Consider the following 19,744-nt stretch of genomic DNA (forward strand, 5'->3'; position numbering starts at 1 on the left):
CCTCATAAGTGTGGAACAGGTGACGATCAGCGGTGGCACGGGTTTTCTCGACGTGAACACGCGAGCGCGGGCCGAGCTGCCGCAGTCGCTGCGGATCGCGCTGGCCACCGGGCAGCTGCGGCGTCCGCTGGCCGCCACCCTCGGGCCGGTGCTCGACCTGCTCGTCGACGGCGACTACCGGGTGAGCGGCCCGGAACGGCTGCGGGACGACCAGCAGCTCACCCCGACCGATGCCTGGCCGCCGTCGGACGAGGCCCGCGTCGGCTACTACCGGACGGCCATCCGCACCGGGCACCGGCCGGTCGCGGTGGTGCTGGCCGACGGCGAACGCGAGCTGATCATCGACGGCCACCACAAGATCGCCGCTTACCGCGCCGAAGAGGTCGCCCCCGCCGTCGTCCGGATCACCCAGGGTCAGGCGTATTCGCCTTCGTAGGCCGCGACGAGCTCGGCGTACACCGCTGCGGAATCGGGCAGCCGCTCGCCGTCCAGCGTGTGCACACGGGTCAGCTTGCGCACGCTGGAGGCCATGAACACGCCGTCGCCCTCGACCAGGTCGCGCACGGTCAGCGGCTCCACCTTGACCGCCCAGCCCGCCTTCTCGGCGCCGCGGAACAACGCGGCCTGGGTGGTGCCCGGCAGGATCCCGATGCTCGGCGGCGGCGTGTAGAGCGTCCGCCCCTTGGCGAGCACGACCGTCGACGTCGGCCCTTCGAACACCGAACCGCCGTCCGCGGTGAAAATCACATCTCCGGCACCGCGGCGGTTCGCCTCCCGCACCGCGGCCATGTTCACCGCGTACGACAACGGCTTGGCGCCGAGCAGCAGCCACGGCGCGCGCTCGGCGAGATCCGGCGGGAAACCGCGTTCCAGGGTGATCGCGGCGACGCCCTCGGCGCGGGCCTTGAGGATCGACGGCGCGACCTCCGAACCCAGCGCGAAGCCGGTCGGCACCGCGGCCGGATCGCCGTCGGATCCCCTCGTGCACACCAGTTTCAGCACCATTTCCGCCCCGCCCGCCCACCGTTCGAGCACCAGCGAAACGGCCCGCTCCCACGCCGCGAGGTCGGGCTCCGGCAGGTCGAGCATGGCCGCCGAGCGGGCCAGCCGCTCGAGGTGCGGCCGCAGTTCCCGTGGCCGCCCGTCGACGACGAGGATCGTCTCGAAGACGCCGTCGCCGCGCAGCAGCCCGAGGTCGTCGACCTTGATCTGGGCCACGTCGGGGTCGGCCGGGGTTCCGTCCAGGAAGACGAGCACGCGCATGCGGGACACGGTACTCACCTAGGCTGGGCGGTATGCCGTACTGCTCGCCGCTGCTGGACGTGCCCGGATCCATCCCTCCGCCCGACGACCACCCCGAAGCCGGCGTCCCCTGGCATTGGGGAGACCCCTTCGCGGAGCAGCGCACGGCCTCGCGCAGCGTGGTCGTGATCGACCGGTCGCACCGCGAGTTCCTCGCCGTGACCGGCGAAGAGCGGCTGTCGTGGCTGCACCTGGTGATCTCGCAGCACGTGACCGGGCTCGCCGAGGGCTCCGGCACCGAGGCGCTGGTCCTCGACAGCCAGGGCCGCGTCGAGGCGCACATGGTGCTCGCCCACCTGGACGGCACGGTGTACCTCGACAGCGACGCGGGCTCTCACGTGACGAGCGCGCTGCCCAAGGGCGGCCCCCAGACGCTGCACGAGTACCTCGAGGCGATGAAGTTCTGGTCCAAGGTGGACATCAGGGACGCCACGGGCGAATTCGCGCTGCTCACCGTGCTCGGCCCGGACGCCGAGCGCGTGCTGAGCGCGGTCGGCGCCGAGGTCGGCCCGGAACCGTACGCGGTGGCGGCGCTGCCGGGTGGCGGGTTCGCGCGGCGGATGCCGTGGCCCGGCCGCTCGAGCGTGGACCTGGCGGTGCCGCGCGCCTCGCTGGCGGACTGGTGGAAGCGGCTCACCGACGCGGGCGCGCGCGCGGCGGGCAGCTGGGTGTTCGACGCCCTGCGCGTCGAGTCGGTGCGGCCGCGGCTGGGCCTCGACACGGACGACCGCACGATCCCGCACGAAGTGGGCTGGGTCGGCTCGGCCGCGCACGTCGCGAAGGGCTGCTACCGCGGCCAGGAGACGGTGTCGAAAGTCCACAACGTGGGACGCCCACCGCGGAACCTCCTCCTGCTGCACCTCGACGGTTCGCCCGAGATCACCCCGGAAACCGGTGACCCGGTGCTCCTGGACGGCCGGACGGTGGGCCGGATCGGCACGGTGATCCAGCACCACGAACTCGGCCCGATCGCGTTGGCGCTGGTCAAGCGCTCGACGCCGGTGGGCGCGGAGCTGCTGGCCGGATCCGCGGACAACCTCGTCCAAGCGGCGATCGACCCCGACTCGGTGCCCGCGGAACAACCCGCGCCGGGGCGGGCGGCCGCGGCGCAACTCCGCGGCTGAAGGAACGCCCCTGACAGCGAGATCACGCTCTACCGGGATAAACTGCGCTGTGATCGAAGTGCGGCCCGGCGGCAGGCGGCGAATCGACCGCGTGCTCGGCCCGGGGTACCTCAGCGGCCTGGGTGAACTGCCGCTGAACGTACTGCGCGAGCGGCGCGACGAAGCCGCCCAGGAAGAGACCGACCTGTCCTACCTGCGCCGTCTCCTGCACGCCCGGATCGACATCGTGCGTGCGGAGCAGGCGCGGCGCAGTTCCGGCGGCGAAGCGAGCATCGTCGACCAGCTGGCGACGATCCTGGCCGACAACGCACTCGGCCCGGCGATGGGTTCGGGCCGCCACCAGCAGCTGGAGCCGTCCCGGGCCGGCGAGCACCGGCGGCACGCCGAAGCGCTGATCGGCGACACGGACCTGACCGACGTCGAGACCCTGACGGACGAGAAGCTCGCCTCCGCTTTGGACACCTACGCGAGCGAAGAGCTGTCGGTGTCGTCGTTCCGCCGCGAGGTCCAAGGCGTGATGGACACGCTGAACGCGGAGATCGCCAAGCGCTACCGGCAGGGATCGGCCACTGTGGACGAGCTGCTGGAGAACGAAGGCGGCCGCGGCGAGTGACCAACCCCGTGCTCGCCGAAGTCGTCCGCTCCGATTTCGTCGAAAGCGTTCACCGAGGCGCGCTCGTGATCACCGGTCCCGAAGGCGAGGCCCGCCTGGCCCTCGGCGACGTGGCCTCGCCGTTCTTCCCGCGGTCGTCGAACAAACCACTGCAGTCGGTCGGCATGCTGCGGGCGGGCCTCGGCTTCACGGGTGAGGACCTGGCGCTGGCGTGCGCGTCCCACTCGGGCGAGCCGGTGCACGTGAAGCGGGTACTGGAGCTGCTGGAAGTGGTCGGCCTGAGCGAAGACGACCTGGCGTGCCCGCCGGACTTCCCCCTCCACGTGCCGAGCATGCGCGACGCGGCCGAGCCGCGGCGGGTGATGATGAACTGCTCGGGCAAGCACACGGCGATGCTGGCGACCTGCGTCCGGGCGGGCTGGCCGGTGGCGGGGTACGAAGCGCCGGACCACCCGCTGCAGCAGGCGATCGCGGACGCCGTCTCGGAGCTGACGGGTGAGCCGATCGTCCACACGGGTGTCGACGGCTGTGGCGCGCCGCTGTTCGCGTTCTCCCTGACGGGGCTGGCGCGCGCGTTCGGCCGGGTGGCGTCCGCGACCTCGGGCCCCGCGTCGGAGGTCGCGTCGGCGATGCGCGCGCACCCGTGGCTGGTCGCCGGGACGGGACGCGAGGACACGGCGCTGATGTCCGCGGTGGACGGTCTGGTCGCCAAGGCGGGCGCGGAGGGCGTCCAGGCGTTCGCGCTGCCGGACGGTTTCGCGGTGGCGATGAAGGTGGACGACGGCGCGAAACGGGCGTGCGCGCCCCTGGCGGTGGAGGCTTTGCGGTACCTCGGGGCGGACGTTTCGGGGCTCGAGGAGCTGACTCACCCGGTGGTTTCGGGCGGCGGGCAGCCGGTGGGCGAGATCCGGGTGCCGCAGCTGCGCTGAACCGGCCCGCCTGCCGCGGGTGCCTGCCTGAGCAGCCCCCGTTTTCCACGCTACCGGCGGGCACCGACGGTTTCGGGCCGCGAGCACTGTCCTGGTTGGCGCTGTCCTAGTTGGCGCGTTCGCGGGCGGCCACGTCGCCCCAGAACTCCCGCAGGTCCGAGAACAGCTCGGCCAGCTCCTCGACGTTGCCCGAGCGCAGGGCGTCCAGGATGTCGTGGACCTCGTCGGCGGTGTTGTCGGCCTCGAGCACCGGGTCGGTGAACAGCTGCACCAGGCCGCCGTAGTCGAGCTCGACCACCGAGTCGGCGTGGAAGTTGTCCAGCCAGCGGCGTGTCTCGAACAGCACGCGGCCCGGTCCGGAGTCGCCGAACGTCTGCTCCAGCAGCTCGCCGGCCTCGCGGGCGCGGTGCTGAGCGTCGGCGAGGGTGGCGCGCCAGGACAGCTCGCGCCGGGGGTCGGCGCGGCCGTCGCCGAGCACCAGGCGCCGCTCTTCCGGCTCGATCAGCACGAACCACGGCAGCGGGACGGTCCAGGTCGTCGACAACGTGTGCGCCGCCGACGTGCTCAGGTCCGCCATCGCCGACTTCGTCCGGGCGCGGATCGCGTCCTGGGTGAAGCCGCCTTCGTCGAGGACGACGTTCTTCAGCGCCGGGTGCGCGTCGCCGAGGAAGGTGACGAGCGCGGCGGCCGAGCGGGCCCGCAGCTCCAGCGGGCAGACGAGCGGGCCGTGCTCGGCCTTGCCACCTGGTACTTCTTCGGGATCGAGCACCAGGACGTCGGTCAGCAGGCTCGGCGCCGGACGGCCGTCGGCGAGTTCGGCGGGCAGCAGCCGCCGCGGGGCGGCCACCTGTGACTTGAGCCACATCGCCTGTTCACGTGCCCCCGCGTCCGTCCGCCGCAGCTTGGCCGCCGCGACGGCCGCGCGCAGCCGCTCGTCCGGCGGTTCGCCCAGGGCGAGCAGGGGTTCGTACACCCGCAGGTAAGCCACGAAGGGACGGAGCACGGGTAGATCGTGGCACGTCTACCTGCACCGATCGCCACCGACCGGCCGGTAACCGGTGTCGGGCGGACACTGTCACGACCGGCACACCGTGCCACGTCGCATCGAACCCCCCGGACACGGTACGGTGTGACCAGGAAAGAATTGTCGAGACGATGCGGGGCCGCCGATTCCCCCGGCCGCCCCGCCCCTGTGCGAGGGGGTCGAGCCATGGGGCGCGGCCGGGCTAAGGCCAAGCAGACGAAGGTGGCGCGTGAGCTCAAGTACAGCTCGCACGAGACCGACTTCGATGCTTTGCAGCGCGAGCTGTCGAGTAACTCCTCGAATGATCATCATCACCACGAGGAGCCTTCCGACAGCCGGTATGAAGACCCGTACGACGACGGGTACGACGAGTACCGTCGTTGAGCACGCGTAAGACGCGCGAGGGCGAAGCCGGGCACCACCCGGCAACCGCCCTCGCGCGTCGTGTGCTGCCCAAGTGCTGTCCAGGCGCGGGGCTGCGAAGCGACGAAGGAGTGAGCCGGTGGTAAGTCGGGTTGGAGTCGTCGGGGCGGGCCTCATGGGGTCCGGTATCGCCGAGGTGCACGCGCGGTCCGGGTTGGACGTCGTGATCACCGAGGTGAACCAGCCGGCGCTCGACGCGGGCAGGGCACGCATCGAGAAGTCGCTGCAACGCGGCATCAAGAGCGGCAAGCTGACCACCGAGGACGCCGACGCCGCGCTCGCCAGGCTCCGGTTCACCACGGACATCGCCGAGTTCGCCGACCGCGAACTGGTCATCGAGGCGATCCTCGAGCAGGAGCAGGCGAAGGTCGACGTCTTCCGCCAGCTGGACAAGATCGTCGAGGCCGAGGACGCGCTGTTCGCGTCCAACACGTCGTCGATCCCGATCATGAAGCTGGGCATGGCGACGAGCCGTCCGCAGCAGGTGGTCGGCATCCACTTCTTCAACCCGGTTCCGGTGCTGCCGCTGGTGGAGCTGGTGCCCTCGCTGCTGACCAGTGAGGAGACCGCCCGCCGCGCGGAGGAGCACGCGACGACGGCGCTGGGCAAGACGGTCATCCGTTCACAGGACCGCGCCGGGTTCATCGTGAACTCGCTGCTGGTGCCGTACCTGCTGTCGGCGATCCGCATGATCGAGTCGGGCTTCGCGTCGGCCGAGGACATCGACCGCGGCATGGAGCTGGGCACGGCCCACCCGATGGGCCCGCTGCGGCTGTCCGACCTGATCGGCCTGGACACGATCAAGGCCATCGCGGACTCGATGTACGCGGAGTTCAAGGAGCCGCTGTACTCGTCGCCGCCGTTGCTGCTGCGCATGGTGGACGCGGGCCTCCTCGGCAAGAAGACCGGCCGCGGCTTCTACTCCTACAACTGACGCTGGTCGAACGTCACGGGCGCGTCGAAGGCGGCACGCCTCGCGGCGCGCCGCATCACGGTCAGGACGGCGGGTCCCAGCAGGACGATGGCGACGGCGTTGGTGACCGCGCGGCCGGTGTCCCAGCCGAGCGTCGACGTCAGGACGGTGTAGACGGCGAACCGGTGGAGGTTTTCCAGCACCGGCGCCCCGGGCACGAAGCTGAGTGGTGTGCTGGTCCCGGCGAGGAACGGCCACGACCACAGGCTCATCAGCAGCCCGAAGAAGTAGGCCGCGAGGACGCCGTAGCCGACGAGGAGGGCGATCTCGGCCTTGCCGCGCGGTTTCCGCGGGAGCAGGCCGGCCCCGAGCCCGATCAGCGATGACGCAAGCATCTGGAACGGCAGCCACGGCCCGACACCGGCGGTGAGCAGCGCGCTCGTGAAGAGCGACGTCGAGCCGAGCACGAACCCGAAACCGGGCCCGTAGACGCGGCCGGCGAGCACGAGCAGGAAGAAGACCAGCTCGATGCCCCCGGTGCCGGCCCCGAGGGGCCGCAGACCGGCGTTGACGGCCGACAGCACGCCGAGGAGGGCGAGCGCCTTGGCATCGATGCCACCCCGGGACAGCTCGGCGAGCACGACCAGGATGAGCACCGGCAGCGTCGCCATGAAGACGAACGGAGCATCCGCGGTGTGCGCGGCCGCACTCGGCTGAGGGTGCGCGAAGAGCGGCCAGCAGAACATGGCCAGCCCGAGAAGGCTCGCGACGGCGAGAACCAGCGCGGGCCGCGGAGTCAGCCGGACGGGCCGCGGCGGCGGGCGAAGGAAGCCGGTCACGCCGAAGTCACCCCCACGCGCCGAGCAACGGCTGGTCGCACGAAGGCATCACCCGGCCGAACCACGGCCGCCGAGGCGGGCTCGGCGGCCTTGCCGGGACCCCCGCCGCCGGCCCGCCCTGCTCCGGCGGGCACGCCAGCCTGGCGCAGGAAGGCACGGGTGCGGGCGGAAGGTCGGCGGCGGCGGACAACCGCAGGTCGGCACCAACGCACCCCCGAAAGACCGGCCGCGGACAACCGCTGGCAGGCACAGGCGCGATCGAAGGCGGGCGGGAGGTCGGCGCCGGACAACCGCAAGCAGGCGCGGGCGCGATCGGAAGCCGGCGGGACGCCGCCGACCGACACTCGCAACCCGGCACTAAGGCACCCGCGAAAGACCGGCGGACAACCACAGGCAGGCACAGGCGCGATCGGAAGCCGGCGCGAGACGGACAAACCGCAGGCCGGCGCGGGGTGCGCTCCCGTACCCGCGAGAGACCGGCGGCGGACAACCGCAGGCCGGCGGCGGAGTGCGCTCGTGGGCTTCGATCCCCCCGCCCCCCACCCCCGCCCCCCACCCCTCCCCGTCCCCCTCGGCTGCGTGCTCATGCCAGGGCCTCGGCTACCTCGTCCACCGTCAGCCACTGCTGCGGGGCCAGGATCTTCGCCACCTGCGGGGCGAAGGCCGGCGAGGCGACGATCACCTCCTTGGTCGGGCCGTCCGCTACCACCTCGCCGTCGGCCATGACCACCACGCGGTCGGCCACCGTGGCCACGAACTCGACGTCGTGGGTGGCCAGCACTACCGCGTGGCCCTGCGAGGCCAGCTCTCGCAGGGCCGACGCGAAGCGCCGCTTTGCGTGGTAGTCGAGGCCGCGGGTGGGCTCGTCGAGCAGGACCAGCGGTGGGGCCGACGCCAGCTGGATCGCCAGCACCAACGCCAGTCGCTGCCCTTCCGAAAGGTCGCCGGGGTGCGCTTCACCGGCGATTCCGGGTGCGAGCCGGTCCAGCAGGGCCCGTGCCGTTCCTGCCGGGACCTCGGACTCGGTGTCCGCCTGTGCGCACTCGGCGTCCACCGAATCGAGGTACAGCAGGTCGGCCGGGGTCTGCGGGACCAGGCCGACGCGCTGACGGGCCACTTTTGGCTTGAGCGATGCCGGGTCCGCGCCGCCGACGTCGACCTTCCCCGCCGACCTCGGGCCACTGCCCTGCACCGCCCAGAGAAGCGACGACTTGCCGGAGCCGTTGCGTCCCATCAGCGCGACCACCTCGCCCGGTCCGACACGCAGGTCCACCCCACGCACCGCCAGGACATCTCCGTATCGGACCACCACCCCTCTCACGTCCAGTGCCGAACCGGTCACCGACAGGCTACGACCCACCACCGACAATTTTTGAAGACTCGGCGCGAGCCGCGACCGCAGCGGCCCCGCGACCCGCCGTGCGTCCCGGACCGACAGCGGCAGCGGCGACCAGCCCGCCAGGCGTCCCAGCTCGGCGATCGGCGGGGCGATCGACGACGTCGCCAGGATCTCGGCCGGTGGTCCCGATCGGACCGAGCCGTCGCCGGGCAGGTACAGCAGCCGGTCCGCGTACTGCGCCACCCGCTCCATCCGGTGCTCGGCGACGATCACCGTCGTCCCCAGGTCGTGGACCAGCCGCGTGATCGCCGCGAGCACGTCCTCGGCGGCCGTGGGGTCCAGCGCGGACGTCGGCTCGTCCAGCACGACGACCGACGGGTGGGCCGTCAGCACCGAGCCGATCGCGACACGCTGCTGCTGGCCGCCCGACAATGTCCGAAGTGGACGATTCCGCAGCTCCGCGATGCCGAGCAGGTCCAGGGTCTCCTCGACGCGCTTGCGCATGACGTCCGGCGGCACCGCCAGCTGCTCCATCGCGTACGCGAGCTCCTCCTCGACGGTGTCCGTCACGAACCCGGCGAGGGGGTCCTGCCCGACGACGCCGACGACCGCCGCCAGCTCCCGCGGCGGGTACCGGGACGTGTCCAGACCGGCGACGACGACCCGGCCGGAAAGCCGGCCGCCGGTGAAGTGCGGGACGAGCCCGTTGAGCGCGCCGAGGAACGTCGACTTGCCGGCCCCCGTCGGCCCCGCGACCAGGCACAGCTCACCCTCCTCGACCTCCAGGGACACGTCCGACAGCACCGGCCGCGCGGCGTCCGGGTAGGTCACCGTGACCCGCGAGAACTCGATCATCGGACGACCTCCGGAACGGGCGGCGAGACGAACGCCGGCAGCACCGCGACCAGCACGGACAACGCGTGCACCCAGGAAACCTCCGGCCAGCGCAACGGGCTCAGCGAGGGGAACAACCGGCCCGGGTCGATCCGGGCGGTCGCGAACAGCAGCGCGCACGCCCCGACGCCGGCCGCGACGACCAGCGTCTCCGGCCACCGCCACGGGTCCGGCCGGTACGCCGTCCGCCGCACCCGCCGCCCGCCGAGGACGAAGCCCACGACGGCCACGGCCAGCCCGGCCGCCAGCATCGGGACGCCGAGCCAGGACGACGTCCCGTCGAGGACGCCGTAGACGCCGACGCACACGCCGGCCAGCCCGGCCAGAACACAGGCCGCGATCAGCGCCCGCAGCCGCACACCGAGGTCGGCCCGGCGGCCGTAGCCCCGGGAGTCCATCGCGGCCGCCAGCCGCAGCGACCGGTCCATCGCGTCCTCCAGCACCGGCACCACGATGCCCTTGACCGCCCGCAGCCCGCGACTCCGGCCCGCCCGCAGCCGCCGGGCCCGCCGCACCCGCTGCACGCTCTCGACGAGCTGCGGGGCGACCGTCAACGCCACCGTCACTGCCGTGCCCACTTCGTACAGCGCCCCCGGGACCGCCTTGAGCAGGCGCTTCGGGTTGGCCAGGGCGTTCGCCGCGCCGACGCAGACGACCATCGTCGCCAGCCGGAGGCCGTCGTAGAAACCGCCGAGCAGCTCCTCCGCCGACGTCGGCCCGAGCAGGGACAACCCGGCGACGATCGGGATCCGCGGCAGCGTGAACAGCACGTGGCCGCCGTCTTCGCCGCCGATCAGGATCCGGAACAGCACGCGCGAAGCGACGATCAGCGCGCCGACGTAGACGTACAGCCGGAACGCCAGCGCCCAGGGCGCGTCACTCCGCCGGTTCGCGACGACGAACCCGGCGACTGCGATGATCAGGCCGAGCAGCAGCGGGTTCGTCGTCCGGCTGGCGGCGACGGCCAGCGCGAGCGCCCAGGCCCACCAGGCGCCGGGGTGCAGCGCCCTACTGCGCACGCCGGCGACGGGCGACGACGATCCCGGCGCCGCCGACCAGCACGATCACGGCCGCCCCGACCACCAGGCCCCACGGGAACGAACTGCCCTCGTCGGCCGCGGCGGGGGCGGGAGACGGCGAAGCGGCCTGACGCACCGGCGGCACCCGCGGCGGCGACGGCAGGTCGTTCGCCGACTTCGGCCGCGCGAACGCCCAGCCTTCGAACCCACCCGGGGCCGGCTTCGCCGTCTGGGCCCCCTCCTGGCTCGACGTCCAGCTGCCGCCCGCGGAGGCGTGCCAGTAGCTCCAGTACGCCGTCGCCGATGGCATCCCCGCGCAGGGCTCGACGTCCGGACCGGGCTTGCCGTCGATCCGGCAGGCGACGGCCAGGCCGTACTTCTGCGAGCCCGCCACTTCGAGCCCGGCCTCCTGCAGGGCGGCGATGCCGTTCGCGGGCGTGCCGGCGGCGCAGCGGATCAACGGCTGCGGGCCCAGGTCGCCGAAGTCGACGACGACCGTCACGCCGCCACCCTCCGGGCAGGCCCCGTCGGTGCCCGCCGCCGAAGCGGGCGCGGATCCCACGAACGCGACACCGAACAGGAGAGCGCAAACAACGGCGAACCGGGAGGCGATCATGCAGGCACTTTAACCAGGCCGGTGCCCGCCGCAGGTGCGGTTCCGGAGCGACGCGGGACACACCTAGACTGCGGGCCGTGGGACAGCTCATCGCGGACGGACAGCTGCGCGTCGGCCTGATCGGCGCCGGCCCGTGGGCGACGACGATCCACGCGCCCGGACTGGCGGATCATCCCGGCACGGCGCTCACCGCGGTCTGGGCCCGGCGGCCCGAAGCGGCGCAAACGCTTGCGGAAGCGCACTGCGCGGCCACCGCCGGCAGCGTCGAAGAGCTGTTCGCGCAGGTGGACGCGGTCGCGCTCGCCGTTCCGCCGTCGATACAGGCCGAACTGGGGGTGCGCGCGGCCGAAGCCGGGAAGCACCTGATCCTGGAGAAGCCGATCGCCGCCGACCTCGATGGCGCGCGGCGGCTGGCCGACGCGGTCGCCGCCGCCGACGTCGCCGCGCTCGTCGTGCTGACCCTGCGCTACTCGGCGCAGACGCAGGAGTGGCTGGCCGGCCTCGCCCAGGCGGGCGGCTGGGCGGGCGGCGGTGCGCGCTGGCTGTCCGGCGCGCTGCTCGGCGGGCAGTACGCCGCCTCGGCGTGGCGGCAGGACGACGGCGGCGCGCTGTTCGACATCGGTCCGCACGCCCTCGACATGCTGGACGCCGCGCTCGGCCCGATCACCGAGGTGGTGGCGGCCCGGCAGAGCCCCGGCGACCTCTGGCACCTGATGCTGGCGCACGAGGGCGGCGTGGTCAGCACGGCCACGCTCTCGCTGCGGCTGCCGGTGCAGCCGACCGTCGTCGAGGTCGCGGTCTGGGGACAGCACGGATACCGGACGCTCGGGCGGAAACCGGGCTCGGCGCAGGAGTCCTACACCGCATTGCTGGACGATTTCGCGGCGATGATCGCGAGCGGGACGACAACGCACCCCTGCGACGTCCGGCGCGGTCTGCACCTCCAGGTCCTGCTCGAGCAGGCGCGCGAACTCGCCGCGAAGTAGTACACAGGGCAGCCTCTCGCCCTTCTGTTGCAGCACAACGCTTTCCCCTTGGCGCGTTGAATTCATCCACAGGGTTGTCCACAGCCTCCACTGTGGACGGTGTGTGCCCCCTGACCGAACCACGCCCGAACAACCGCCGCCACCGGAAAGATCACCGAATAGTGCGGTCCGGTCGGAATGCCGAGTCGATCTTGTGATGCGAAGGTGATCTTGCAAGAGGTCGTTGTATTGCGCACCGAAGATCTTGAGGGGTTCGAGAAGGGAAGCGCATGGGAGCTCTGCTGCGCGCCTTCTGGGGGATGATTCCGATTTCGGCCATCGCGCTGCCGTACGCGCTGCTCGGCTGGCCACTGCTCGCGGCGAGGCGCCGCCGGAGAATGGCCGCCCGCCGGGCGAGTGCGACGGCCGCCGTCGACTGCGCGGGCCTGCTCGTCGCGTTCCTGGTGTTTTGCCTGGTCACGATGCCCGTCGGCGGTTCTGCCGAGAGCACGCTCGACCTCGTGCCGGGCGCCGACGTCGCCGCGGCGCTCAGCAGCGACGGGTCACTCTGGCAGGTGATCGGCAACGTCCTGCTGCTCTGCCCGCTCGGCGCGCTGCTCCCGCTGCGGATCCGCCGCCTGCGCGCGCTGCCGCGGATCGCGCTGGCCGCGCTGGCCGCGTCGGTGCTGGTGGAGGGTACGCAATATCTGATCCACACCGGCCGCGTGACGTCGGCCGACGACGTCCTGCTCAACACGGCGGGCGCCACGCTCGGCGCGGCTCTGAGCCGCCGGGGCTGGCTCGCGCTGGACACGGCGCCGCCGGCACCGGTGGTGATCCCGCTGCCGCGCCGCACCGTTTGCGAGGCTCCGACGCTCCGGCTGCGGGTGCCGAGATCGGTGTGGGACACGCGCTACGCGGCCATCGCGCACCCGGAACGCCAGTAAAACCGGTTGCCTGCCGTGCGACCATGGCCGGGAAGAGCCCGTTCGAGTTCAAGGAATGACTGCCTATGCCTGGCGCCGTCTCCGGCGTCGGCCCCCGCTAGGCCCGACGCCCAGCGCCCTGCCCGCACGCCCGTCCGGGGCTGCGGTTCCTTGACATGCTCTCGAAAGGCTCCAACCCAGCAATGTCTGCCATTCAGGCTTATGTCCGCACGACGGCGCCGCGCGGCCGGGAGACCGAGCGGATCGGCCCGTTCCTCGCCACCTACTCGCCGGGCAATTCCCACCCGATGCTCAACTACGCGATCCCGGACGACGGCGCGAAGCCGACCGCGGCCGAGATCGACGCACTGACCGCGGCCTACCGGCGGCGGGACCTGCTCCCGCGGCTCGAGTACTTCACCGACGTCGCTCCCGACCTGGAGAAACTGCTGGTCGACGCGGGGTACGAGCTCGAACGGCGGGTGCCGTTGATGACGTGCGCACCGGCCGCGCGGGTCGATCGGCCGGCCCCGGCCGGGATCCGGCTGCGCGCGCCGGAGTCCGCCGAGGACTTCCGGCGCATGCGGTCGGCGCAGAACACGGCGTTCGGCGTACCCGCGGAAATCAGTGACGAAGAGGTCGAGCAGCTGAAGGCCGGTGCCGGGGTGCGGCACCTCCTGGCGGAGGACGCCGGCTCGGTGGTCGGCGGCGGGCTCGCGCTCGAAATCGTCGACGGCACCACCGAGATCGCCGGGATCGCCGTGCTCGAGCCGTACCGCGGCCGCGGGATCGCCGCTGCGCTCACGGCGCACCTCACCCGGCAGGTCCACGAGGCCGGGGCTCACACGGCGTTCCTCACCCCCGGTGACCTGGGGATCGGGAACGTCTACGCCAGCGTCGGCTTCCGGCCGGCGGGCGAGTGCGTGCACCTCTCGCTGAACTAGTCGTCGAAGCGGCCGGAGCGGCCTCGTTTCACGTCGCTCCGGCGCTTCTTCGACGCCAGGCGGCGCTCCTTCGAGCCGCGGGACGGCTTCGTGGGGCGCCGCTTGGCCGGCGGCGGCGCCGACGCGTCGAGCAGGAGGTTCACCAGCCGGCCGCGGGCCGCCTCGCGATTCTGCAGCTGGGACCGGTGCTCGCTGGCGGCGATCGTCAGGACACCGCCGACCAGCCGCGAGCCGAGCCCGGCCAGCACCCGGTCACGCAGGTGTTCGGGGATCGACGGCGAAGAAGCGACGTCGAAGGACAGCTCGACCCGCGAGTCCGTGGTGTTCACGCCCTGTCCGCCGGGGCCGGACGACCGCGAAAAGCGCTCGCTCAACTCGGCTCCCGGGATCACGAACCGGGAGCCGACCACCACGTCTTCGGCTGCCACACCGTCAAGTGTGGCAGCCCGAGCAACCGCGTTTCAGAACCGCGGGTGGTCACCCGAGAGGATCGCGCGCGGGCCGTCGACGTCGTCGGCGGGCTGGACCTCGCCCAGGATCCACGCCGGGACGTGGCGCGCGGTGAGCATGGCCAGCGCCCGGTCGACGTCCTCGGCGCCGACGACCGCGACCATGCCGACCCCCATGTTGAACGTCTTCTCCAGCTCGGCGCGCTCGACCTTGCCGCGCTGGCCGATCAGGGCGAACACCGGCGCCGGCGTCCAGGTGCCGCGCTCGAGCCGGGCGACCAGGCCGCGCGGCATGACCCGCGCCAGGTTGGCCTCCAGGCCACCGCCGGTGATGTGCGCGAACGTCCGGACCTCGGTCTCGGCGGCGAGCGCCAGGCAGTCCTTCGCGTAGATCCGCGTCGGCTCCAGCATCTCCTCGCCGAGGGTGCGGCCGAATTCCTCGACGTGCCCGCCGAGCGGCATCCGGGCGATGTCGAGCAGCACGTGCCGGGCCAGGGAGTACCCGTTCGAGTGCAATCCGGACGAGCCGAGGGCCAGCACGACGTCACCCGGACGGACCTTTTCCGGCGAAAGCAGCTGCGATGCCTCGACCACGCCGACGCCGGTGGCCGACATGTCGTAGTCGTGCTCGCCCATCATGCCCGGGTGCTCGGCGGTCTCGCCGCCGAGCAGCGCGCAGCCGGCCTGGACGCAGCCCTCGGCGATGCCGCCGACCAGCGCGGCGATCTTCTCCGGGTGCACCTTGCCGACGGCGATGTAGTCCTGCAGGAACAGCGGCTCGGCACCGGTCACGACCAGGTCGTCGACCACCATCGCGACCAGGTCGATGCCGACCGTGTCGTGCTTGTCGAGCGCCTGCGCGACCGCGATCTTCGTGCCGACGCCGTCGGTGGAGGACGCGAGCACCGGCTCCTTCCACTTGTCGAGCTTCAGGGAGAAGAGCCCGGCGAAACCGCCGACGCCACCCATGACCTCGGGCCGCGTCGCCCGCTCGGCGTGCGGCTTGAGCAGCTCGACGGCTTGGTCGCCGGCGTCGATGCTGACGCCGGCGGCGGCGTACGTGGCGCTCGTGGACTCGCTCACGGTGGAAGGACTCCCAACTGGAAGGACTGCTAGGGACGCCGGACGGCGTCTTCGGCACCGTACCCGGCGGAGCTGACGGGGGTCGCCGCGCCATTGACCGCGTCGAGGCTTTCGAGCAGGTGTTTCCCGATCAGCGCGTCCTCCGGCAGCGCGATCGGGTACTCACCGGAGAAGCACGCCGTGCACAGCCGCGACTTCGGCTGCTCCGTCGCCGCGACCAGGCCGTCCAGGGAAATGTAGCCCAGGGAGTCGGCGCCGATCGAGCGCCGGATGCCGTCGAGGTCGACGCCGTTCGCGACCAGCTCGGCCCGGGACGCGAAGTCGATGCCGTAGAAGCACGGCCAGCGGACCGGCGGCGACGCGATCCGGACGTGCACCTCGAGCGCGCCGGCCTCCCGCAGCATCCGGACGAGCGCGCGCTGGGTGTTGCCGCGGACGATCGAGTCGTCCACCACGACCAGGCGCTTGCCGCGGATGACGTCGCGCAGCGGGTTCAGCTTGAGCCGGATGCCCAGCTGGCGGATGGTCTGCGACGGCTGGATGAACGTGCGCCCGACGTAGGCGTTCTTCACCAGGCCGGTGCCGTAGGGGATGCCGGAGCCCTGCGCGTAGCCGATCGCGGCCGGGGTGCCCGACTCCGGCACCGGCATCACCAGGTCGGCCTCGACCGGCTGCTCGCTGGCCAGCCGCCGGCCGATCTCGACGCGGGTGGCGTGCACGCCGCGGCCGGCGATCGTGGTGTCGGGGCGGGCGAGGTAGACGTACTCGAAGACACAGCCCTTGGGGTCCGGGTTCGCGAACCGGGAGGAGCGCAGGCCCTCGGCGTCGATGGCGATGAGCTCGCCCGGCTCGACCTCGCGGACGAAGGACGCGCCGACGATGTCGAGGCCCGCCGTCTCGCTCGAGACGACCCAGCCGCGCTCGAGGCGGCCGAGCACCAGCGGGTGCACGCCGTGCGGGTCACGCGCCGCGTAGAGGGTGTTCTCGTCGGCGAACACCAGGCAGAAGGCGCCCTTCAGGGTGGGCAGCAGCTCCATGGCGGCGGCCTCGATGCCCTTGTCGGCGGCGTTCGCGGCGAGCAGGCCGCAGATGAGGTCGGAGTCGCTGGACGAGCCGGTCAGGCCCGCGTGCGGTTTGAGACCCGCTTCGATGGTGCGTTCGCGCAGCTCGGCCGTGTTGACGAGGTTGCCGTTGTGCGCGAAGGAGAGGCCGCTGCCGGTCGCGGTCGTGCGGAAGATCGGCTGGGCGTTCTCCCAGATGGTCGCGCCGGTGGTCGAGTACCGGCAGTGGCCGACGGCGATGTGCCCCTGCAGTGACTGCAGGATCTGCTCGTCGAACACCTGGCTGACCAGGCCGAGGTCCTTGAAGACCACGATCTGCGAGCCGTCGGAGACGGAGATGCCGGCAGCCTCCTGGCCCCGGTGCTGCAGGGCGTAGAGGCCGTAGTAGGTCAGTTTCGCGACTTCTTCCCCGGGAGCCCAGACGCCGAAGACGCCACACTCCTCTCGGGGTTCCGGTTCGGGCTGGTCGGACACGAGCTGCGGGTCGGAAACCACCGAGGAGCTCCTGGGAAGACGTGGTCAGGCCGGTTTCAGTGTAGACGGTGCGGACATGAGCCAGGCCCCGCCCGGCGTGGTTCTGACCACTTCGGACGGGGCCTGCAAGCGGCCGCTAACACGCATCCGGCAACGAAAGGATCTCCGTCAGCACCTGCGCGCCTTCTCCGCGGCGGTGCCACAACCACCGCTCCGGCTCGAAGATGTTCTCTTCGGAGCCGGGCATCCTGGTCGCCACGACGTCGTCCTCGGCGTTGAGCCGGACGACGTCGACGACGTCGTCGTGCACCCGCACGCCGACGACGGCGAGGACCTCACCGCGGTCGTCGGCGGGGTGGACGAACTGGTACCCGCGGGCCACCAGTTCCTGCAGCCCGGTTTCGATGTCGAAGACGGCGGCGACGGCCTCAGCCGAGGACATCGTCGAATTCACCGTCCTTCGCGCCCGCCAGGAACGCCGCCATTTCGGCGCGCGTGTAGACGAGCGCCGGGCCGGTCGGGAACCGCGAGTTGCGCATCGCGATCTCCCCGTTGGACAGTGGCGCAACCTCGACGCAGTTGCCGTATGCACCGCTGTAGCTCGCCTTGCGCCACTCGGCCCCGGACAGCCGATCGGCCGGGATGCCGTTCTCGAATCGCTCAGCCATGTTCCCACCTCTCGATGCGGAAAGCTCCAGGGGCAATGCATATGCATGTGCATTTGCCCGCGTATCCGAGGCTAGCACGTGTGCCTGCAGCGGTAAATGCACGTGCAGAATTTCTTGCAAAGTTTTCGGACGGTAAAGAACCCCGCCTTCACCGTTAACCTACCAGGTGACAGATACCTGCTCGTTCGGCCTAATAGCTACTCGGGGTCACCGCGCAGGGGGCACGACGATGCCTTGGCTCGAACGTGCCAAGGGTGCTAGATCTCCTGCCGGCGCTTCGCGAGCATCGAACGGCTCCGCTCCGGCGTCTCGGCATCGACGGCCAGCATGTCGAGTGAGCGGCTGTACTTTTCGATCTCTTCGCGCTTCTCGATGTAGTGCGCGCCGGTCAGGTATTCGACGTAGGCGATGTTCGGCAGTTCCGGTTCACCGAACCGCAGCAGGGAAAACGCGTGCTCCGCGGACAACCCGCTGCGCGTGTACGGCAGGACCTGGATCGACACGTGCGGCAGCGCGCTCATTTCGAGCAGGTACTCGATCTGCTGCTTGAGGACCTTCATCCCGCCGATCGGGCGGTAGAGCACTGATTCGTCGAGCACCATCCACACGCGCGGCGCGTCCGGCCTGCTGAACATCTTCTGCCGGCGCATCCGCAGCGCGACGAGCTGGTCGACCCGCTCGTCGGCCATCTCCGAACGGCCGTGGCTGAAGATCGCCCGCGCGTACGGCTCGATCTGGAGCAGGCCCGATACGTAGAGCGGCTCCCAGATCTGGATTCGCGCGGCGGCTTCTTCGAGCCCGACGAGGTCGGTGAACCAGTTCGGCATGGTGTCGCCGAAGCGCCGCCACCAGCCCGGCTCGTTGGACTGCTTGACCATGTCGAGGAACGCGCGGCGCTCCGCCGGGTCGTCGACGCCGTACATCGTCAGCAGGTCGGTGACGTCGCGTTCCTTGAACCCGACCCGGCCCAGCTCCAGCCGGCTGATCTTCGACTCGGACCCGCGGATGTTGTAACCGGCCTGCTGACGGGTGATACCGGCCTCTTCACGGAGGCGGCGCAGCTGTGAGCCCAGGATCATGCGGCGCGCCGTGGGGCCGATGTTCTGTTCACCTGCGGACGCGTTCACCGCGTTCATTCCCGGCCCTTCCGCGCTCACGTCACCAGGGGGTTCTAGCCCGACTACCGAAAGTACACGTTGGGCCGTCCTGCGCAAAGAGGTGACCCGGTTTACCGCATGCGTGTGGAGTCCTACTCTACGTAGAGTACGAGACTTTCGACACACAACTTGTGAGGTTCAACATGCCCGACGCCGCGACCCGGACCGAACGAGTTCCCGTGGGGGTCGACCCGACCCGAGCGAGCATCGCGCGCGTGTACGACGCCTTCCTGCTCGGGAAGGACAACTACGAGATCGACCGGGAGGTCCTGCACAAGGTGCAGAAGGCCGCCCCGGAAGCGCAGGACCTCGCCTTCGAAAACCGCGGGTTCCTGATCCGGGCGTGCCGCTTCCTCGCCAGCCAGACGGGCATCACCCAGTTCCTCGACTGCGGCTCCGGTCTGCCCACCGCCGAGAACACCCACCAGGTCGTCCAGCGGATCAACCCGGACATCCAGGTCGTCTACGTCGACAACGACCCGGTCGTGCTGGCCCACGGCCGTGCGCTGCTCGAAGAGAACGAGAACACCCACTTCGTCGCCGAGGACATCTTCGAGCCGCAGCGGATCCTCGAGAACGAGGTCGTCCGGCAGCACATCGACTTTTCGCAGCCGGTCGCGTTCCTCCAGCTCGGCACGCTGCACCACTACAACGGCCCGGCGGAACGGCCGGCGGAGATCATGAAGGAGTACGTCGACGCGCTGCCGTCGGGCTCGTTCGTGGCGATCTCCCACTTCTTCGACCCCGAGGACGAGGACTCCGCGACCGCCCGCAAGATGGAGGACTTCTTCCTGCACAGCCCGATGGGCTCGGGCACCTTCCGGACGCAGAAGGAGATCGAAGACCTGTTCCCGGGCCTCGAGATGGTGCCGCCGGGCGTGGTCCGCTGCGCCGACTGGTGGCCGGACGGCCCGCGGCTCAAGGACCTCAACGTGGCCCAGCGGACCATCGCGGGCGGGATCGGCCGCAAGCCGTAGTTCCC

General features: G+C 71.3%; 22 protein-coding genes. 10 read left to right on the forward strand and 12 right to left on the reverse strand.

Annotated features, from left to right (window positions below; translation table 11 throughout):
- Nucleotides 1-10: 10 nt before the first annotated feature.
- Nucleotides 11-436, forward strand: coding sequence for a hypothetical protein (locus ACLJQE_RS03150; RefSeq protein ID WP_410637389.1), 426 nt, complete (start codon nt 11-13; stop codon nt 434-436).
- Here ACLJQE_RS03150 and ACLJQE_RS03155 read toward each other — a convergent pair.
- Nucleotides 415-1,263, reverse strand: coding sequence for an aminodeoxychorismate lyase (locus ACLJQE_RS03155; protein ID WP_410637390.1), 849 nt, complete (start codon nt 1,261-1,263; stop codon nt 415-417). The two genes, ACLJQE_RS03150 and ACLJQE_RS03155, sit on opposite strands and share 22 nt — an antisense overlap.
- 32 nt (nt 1,264-1,295) lie before the next feature.
- Here ACLJQE_RS03155 and ACLJQE_RS03160 point away from each other — a divergent pair, with 32 nt between their 5' ends.
- Genes ACLJQE_RS03160 through ACLJQE_RS03170 form a run of 3 tightly spaced genes read left to right on the forward strand, consistent with a single transcriptional unit; the run spans nt 1,296 to nt 3,968 of the window.
- Nucleotides 1,296-2,426 (forward strand): YgfZ/GcvT domain-containing protein, encoded by a 1,131-nt coding sequence (locus ACLJQE_RS03160; RefSeq protein ID WP_410637391.1) that lies wholly within the window; start codon nt 1,296-1,298, stop codon nt 2,424-2,426.
- A gap of 49 nt (nt 2,427-2,475) precedes the next feature.
- The gene (locus ACLJQE_RS03165; protein ID WP_410637392.1) at nt 2,476-3,039 is read left to right on the forward strand and encodes an aerial mycelium formation protein; all 564 of its coding nucleotides are present in this window, start codon (nt 2,476-2,478) and stop codon (nt 3,037-3,039) included.
- Nucleotides 3,036-3,968, forward strand: coding sequence for an asparaginase (locus tag ACLJQE_RS03170; protein WP_410637393.1), 933 nt, complete (start codon nt 3,036-3,038; stop codon nt 3,966-3,968). The genes ACLJQE_RS03165 and ACLJQE_RS03170 overlap by 4 nt, the downstream gene beginning before the upstream one ends.
- Nucleotides 3,969-4,074: 106 nt before the next feature.
- On the opposite strand, the gene ACLJQE_RS03175 is transcribed toward ACLJQE_RS03170, so the two are convergent.
- A complete protein-coding gene (locus tag ACLJQE_RS03175; protein WP_410637394.1) occupies nt 4,075-4,971 on the reverse strand; it encodes a hypothetical protein in 897 nt (298 codons plus the stop codon).
- A 207-nt stretch (nt 4,972-5,178) separates the two neighbouring features.
- On the opposite strand from ACLJQE_RS03175, the gene ACLJQE_RS03180 reads away from it, so the two are divergent.
- Entirely contained in the window at nt 5,179-5,376 is a 198-nt protein-coding gene (locus tag ACLJQE_RS03180) for a DUF3073 domain-containing protein (RefSeq protein WP_410637395.1), read from the forward strand.
- A gap of 118 nt (nt 5,377-5,494) precedes the next feature.
- The gene (locus ACLJQE_RS03185; protein WP_410637396.1) at nt 5,495-6,349 is read left to right on the forward strand and encodes a 3-hydroxybutyryl-CoA dehydrogenase; all 855 of its coding nucleotides are present in this window, start codon (nt 5,495-5,497) and stop codon (nt 6,347-6,349) included.
- Here ACLJQE_RS03185 and ACLJQE_RS03190 read toward each other — a convergent pair.
- The 4 genes from ACLJQE_RS03190 to ACLJQE_RS03205 form a co-directional block, all read right to left on the reverse strand.
- Nucleotides 6,340-7,167 (reverse strand): ECF transporter S component, encoded by an 828-nt coding sequence (locus ACLJQE_RS03190; protein ID WP_410637397.1) that lies wholly within the window; start codon nt 7,165-7,167, stop codon nt 6,340-6,342. The genes ACLJQE_RS03185 and ACLJQE_RS03190 overlap by 10 nt on opposite strands.
- Nucleotides 7,168-7,750: 583 nt before the next feature.
- Nucleotides 7,751-9,361 carry an ABC transporter ATP-binding protein gene (locus ACLJQE_RS03195; protein WP_410637398.1) on the reverse strand — a complete coding sequence of 537 codons (1,611 nt, stop codon included), beginning with the start codon at nt 9,359-9,361 and terminating at the stop codon, nt 7,751-7,753.
- Nucleotides 9,358-10,419 (reverse strand): CbiQ family ECF transporter T component, encoded by a 1,062-nt coding sequence (locus tag ACLJQE_RS03200; protein ID WP_410637399.1) that lies wholly within the window; start codon nt 10,417-10,419, stop codon nt 9,358-9,360. Before ACLJQE_RS03200 ends, ACLJQE_RS03195 begins: the two co-directional genes overlap by 4 nt.
- Complete coding sequence (locus tag ACLJQE_RS03205) at nt 10,409-11,035, reverse strand: hypothetical protein (protein ID WP_410637400.1); 627 nt, start codon at nt 11,033-11,035, stop codon at nt 10,409-10,411. The genes ACLJQE_RS03200 and ACLJQE_RS03205 overlap by 11 nt, the downstream gene beginning before the upstream one ends.
- A gap of 77 nt (nt 11,036-11,112) precedes the next feature.
- On the opposite strand from ACLJQE_RS03205, the gene ACLJQE_RS03210 reads away from it, so the two are divergent.
- From ACLJQE_RS03210 to ACLJQE_RS03220, 3 genes are all read left to right on the forward strand, one after another.
- Nucleotides 11,113-12,021 (forward strand): Gfo/Idh/MocA family protein, encoded by a 909-nt coding sequence (locus ACLJQE_RS03210; protein ID WP_410637401.1) that lies wholly within the window; start codon nt 11,113-11,115, stop codon nt 12,019-12,021.
- A gap of 269 nt (nt 12,022-12,290) precedes the next feature.
- On the forward strand, nt 12,291-12,947 hold the full coding sequence (locus tag ACLJQE_RS03215; protein WP_410637402.1) for a VanZ family protein: 657 nt from the start codon (nt 12,291-12,293) through the stop codon (nt 12,945-12,947).
- A 182-nt stretch (nt 12,948-13,129) separates the two neighbouring features.
- A complete protein-coding gene (locus ACLJQE_RS03220; RefSeq protein ID WP_410637403.1) occupies nt 13,130-13,870 on the forward strand; it encodes a GNAT family N-acetyltransferase in 741 nt (246 codons plus the stop codon).
- On the opposite strand, the gene arfB is transcribed toward ACLJQE_RS03220, so the two are convergent.
- The 6 genes from arfB to ACLJQE_RS03250 form a co-directional block, all read right to left on the reverse strand.
- Complete coding sequence (gene arfB, locus ACLJQE_RS03225) at nt 13,867-14,283, reverse strand: alternative ribosome rescue aminoacyl-tRNA hydrolase ArfB (protein ID WP_410638297.1); 417 nt, start codon at nt 14,281-14,283, stop codon at nt 13,867-13,869. The two genes, ACLJQE_RS03220 and arfB, sit on opposite strands and share 4 nt — an antisense overlap.
- A 48-nt stretch (nt 14,284-14,331) precedes the next feature.
- Complete coding sequence (gene purM / locus ACLJQE_RS03230; RefSeq protein WP_410637404.1) at nt 14,332-15,402, reverse strand: phosphoribosylformylglycinamidine cyclo-ligase; 1,071 nt, start codon at nt 15,400-15,402, stop codon at nt 14,332-14,334.
- A 29-nt stretch (nt 15,403-15,431) separates the two neighbouring features.
- Entirely contained in the window at nt 15,432-16,958 is a 1,527-nt protein-coding gene (purF, locus tag ACLJQE_RS03235; RefSeq protein WP_410637405.1) for an amidophosphoribosyltransferase, read from the reverse strand.
- A 115-nt stretch (nt 16,959-17,073) separates the two neighbouring features.
- Nucleotides 17,074-17,379, reverse strand: a complete 306-nt coding sequence (locus tag ACLJQE_RS03240; protein WP_410637406.1) for a hypothetical protein — start codon at nt 17,377-17,379, stop codon at nt 17,074-17,076.
- The gene (locus ACLJQE_RS03245; RefSeq protein ID WP_013230745.1) at nt 17,366-17,605 is read right to left on the reverse strand and encodes a DUF397 domain-containing protein; all 240 of its coding nucleotides are present in this window, start codon (nt 17,603-17,605) and stop codon (nt 17,366-17,368) included. Before ACLJQE_RS03245 ends, ACLJQE_RS03240 begins: the two co-directional genes overlap by 14 nt.
- A 257-nt stretch (nt 17,606-17,862) precedes the next feature.
- Nucleotides 17,863-18,741, reverse strand: coding sequence for a helix-turn-helix domain-containing protein (locus ACLJQE_RS03250; protein ID WP_410637407.1), 879 nt, complete (start codon nt 18,739-18,741; stop codon nt 17,863-17,865).
- A 200-nt stretch (nt 18,742-18,941) separates the two neighbouring features.
- On the opposite strand from ACLJQE_RS03250, the gene ACLJQE_RS03255 reads away from it, so the two are divergent.
- Entirely contained in the window at nt 18,942-19,739 is a 798-nt protein-coding gene (locus ACLJQE_RS03255; RefSeq protein ID WP_410637408.1) for an SAM-dependent methyltransferase, read from the forward strand.
- Nucleotides 19,740-19,744 lie beyond the last annotated feature (5 nt).

The sequence above is a fragment of the Amycolatopsis sp. lyj-346 genome (assembly GCF_046548975.1).
Lineage (GTDB): Bacteria > Actinomycetota > Actinomycetes > Mycobacteriales > Pseudonocardiaceae > Amycolatopsis.

Excerpts from the sequence above, each read along its gene's own strand:
- ACLJQE_RS03180 (WP_410637395.1), top strand. The coding sequence starts at position 5,179 with ATGGGGCGCGGCCGGGCTAAGGCCAAGCAGACGAAGGTGGCGCGTGAG.
- ACLJQE_RS03215 (WP_410637402.1), top strand. The coding sequence starts at position 12,291 with ATGGGAGCTCTGCTGCGCGCCTTCTGGGGGATGATTCCGATTTCGGCC.
- ACLJQE_RS03220 (WP_410637403.1), top strand. The coding sequence starts at position 13,130 with ATGTCTGCCATTCAGGCTTATGTCCGCACGACGGCGCCGCGCGGCCGG.
- ACLJQE_RS03250 (WP_410637407.1), bottom strand. The coding sequence starts at position 18,741 with ATGAACGCGGTGAACGCGTCCGCAGGTGAACAGAACATCGGCCCCACG.
- ACLJQE_RS03240 (WP_410637406.1), bottom strand. The coding sequence starts at position 17,379 with ATGTCCTCGGCTGAGGCCGTCGCCGCCGTCTTCGACATCGAAACCGGG.
- ACLJQE_RS03205 (WP_410637400.1), bottom strand. The coding sequence starts at position 11,035 with ATGATCGCCTCCCGGTTCGCCGTTGTTTGCGCTCTCCTGTTCGGTGTC.
- ACLJQE_RS03245 (WP_013230745.1), bottom strand. The coding sequence starts at position 17,605 with ATGGCTGAGCGATTCGAGAACGGCATCCCGGCCGATCGGCTGTCCGGG.
- ACLJQE_RS03160 (WP_410637391.1), top strand. The coding sequence starts at position 1,296 with ATGCCGTACTGCTCGCCGCTGCTGGACGTGCCCGGATCCATCCCTCCG.
- ACLJQE_RS03155 (WP_410637390.1), bottom strand. The coding sequence starts at position 1,263 with ATGCGCGTGCTCGTCTTCCTGGACGGAACCCCGGCCGACCCCGACGTG.
- ACLJQE_RS03195 (WP_410637398.1), bottom strand. The coding sequence starts at position 9,361 with ATGATCGAGTTCTCGCGGGTCACGGTGACCTACCCGGACGCCGCGCGG.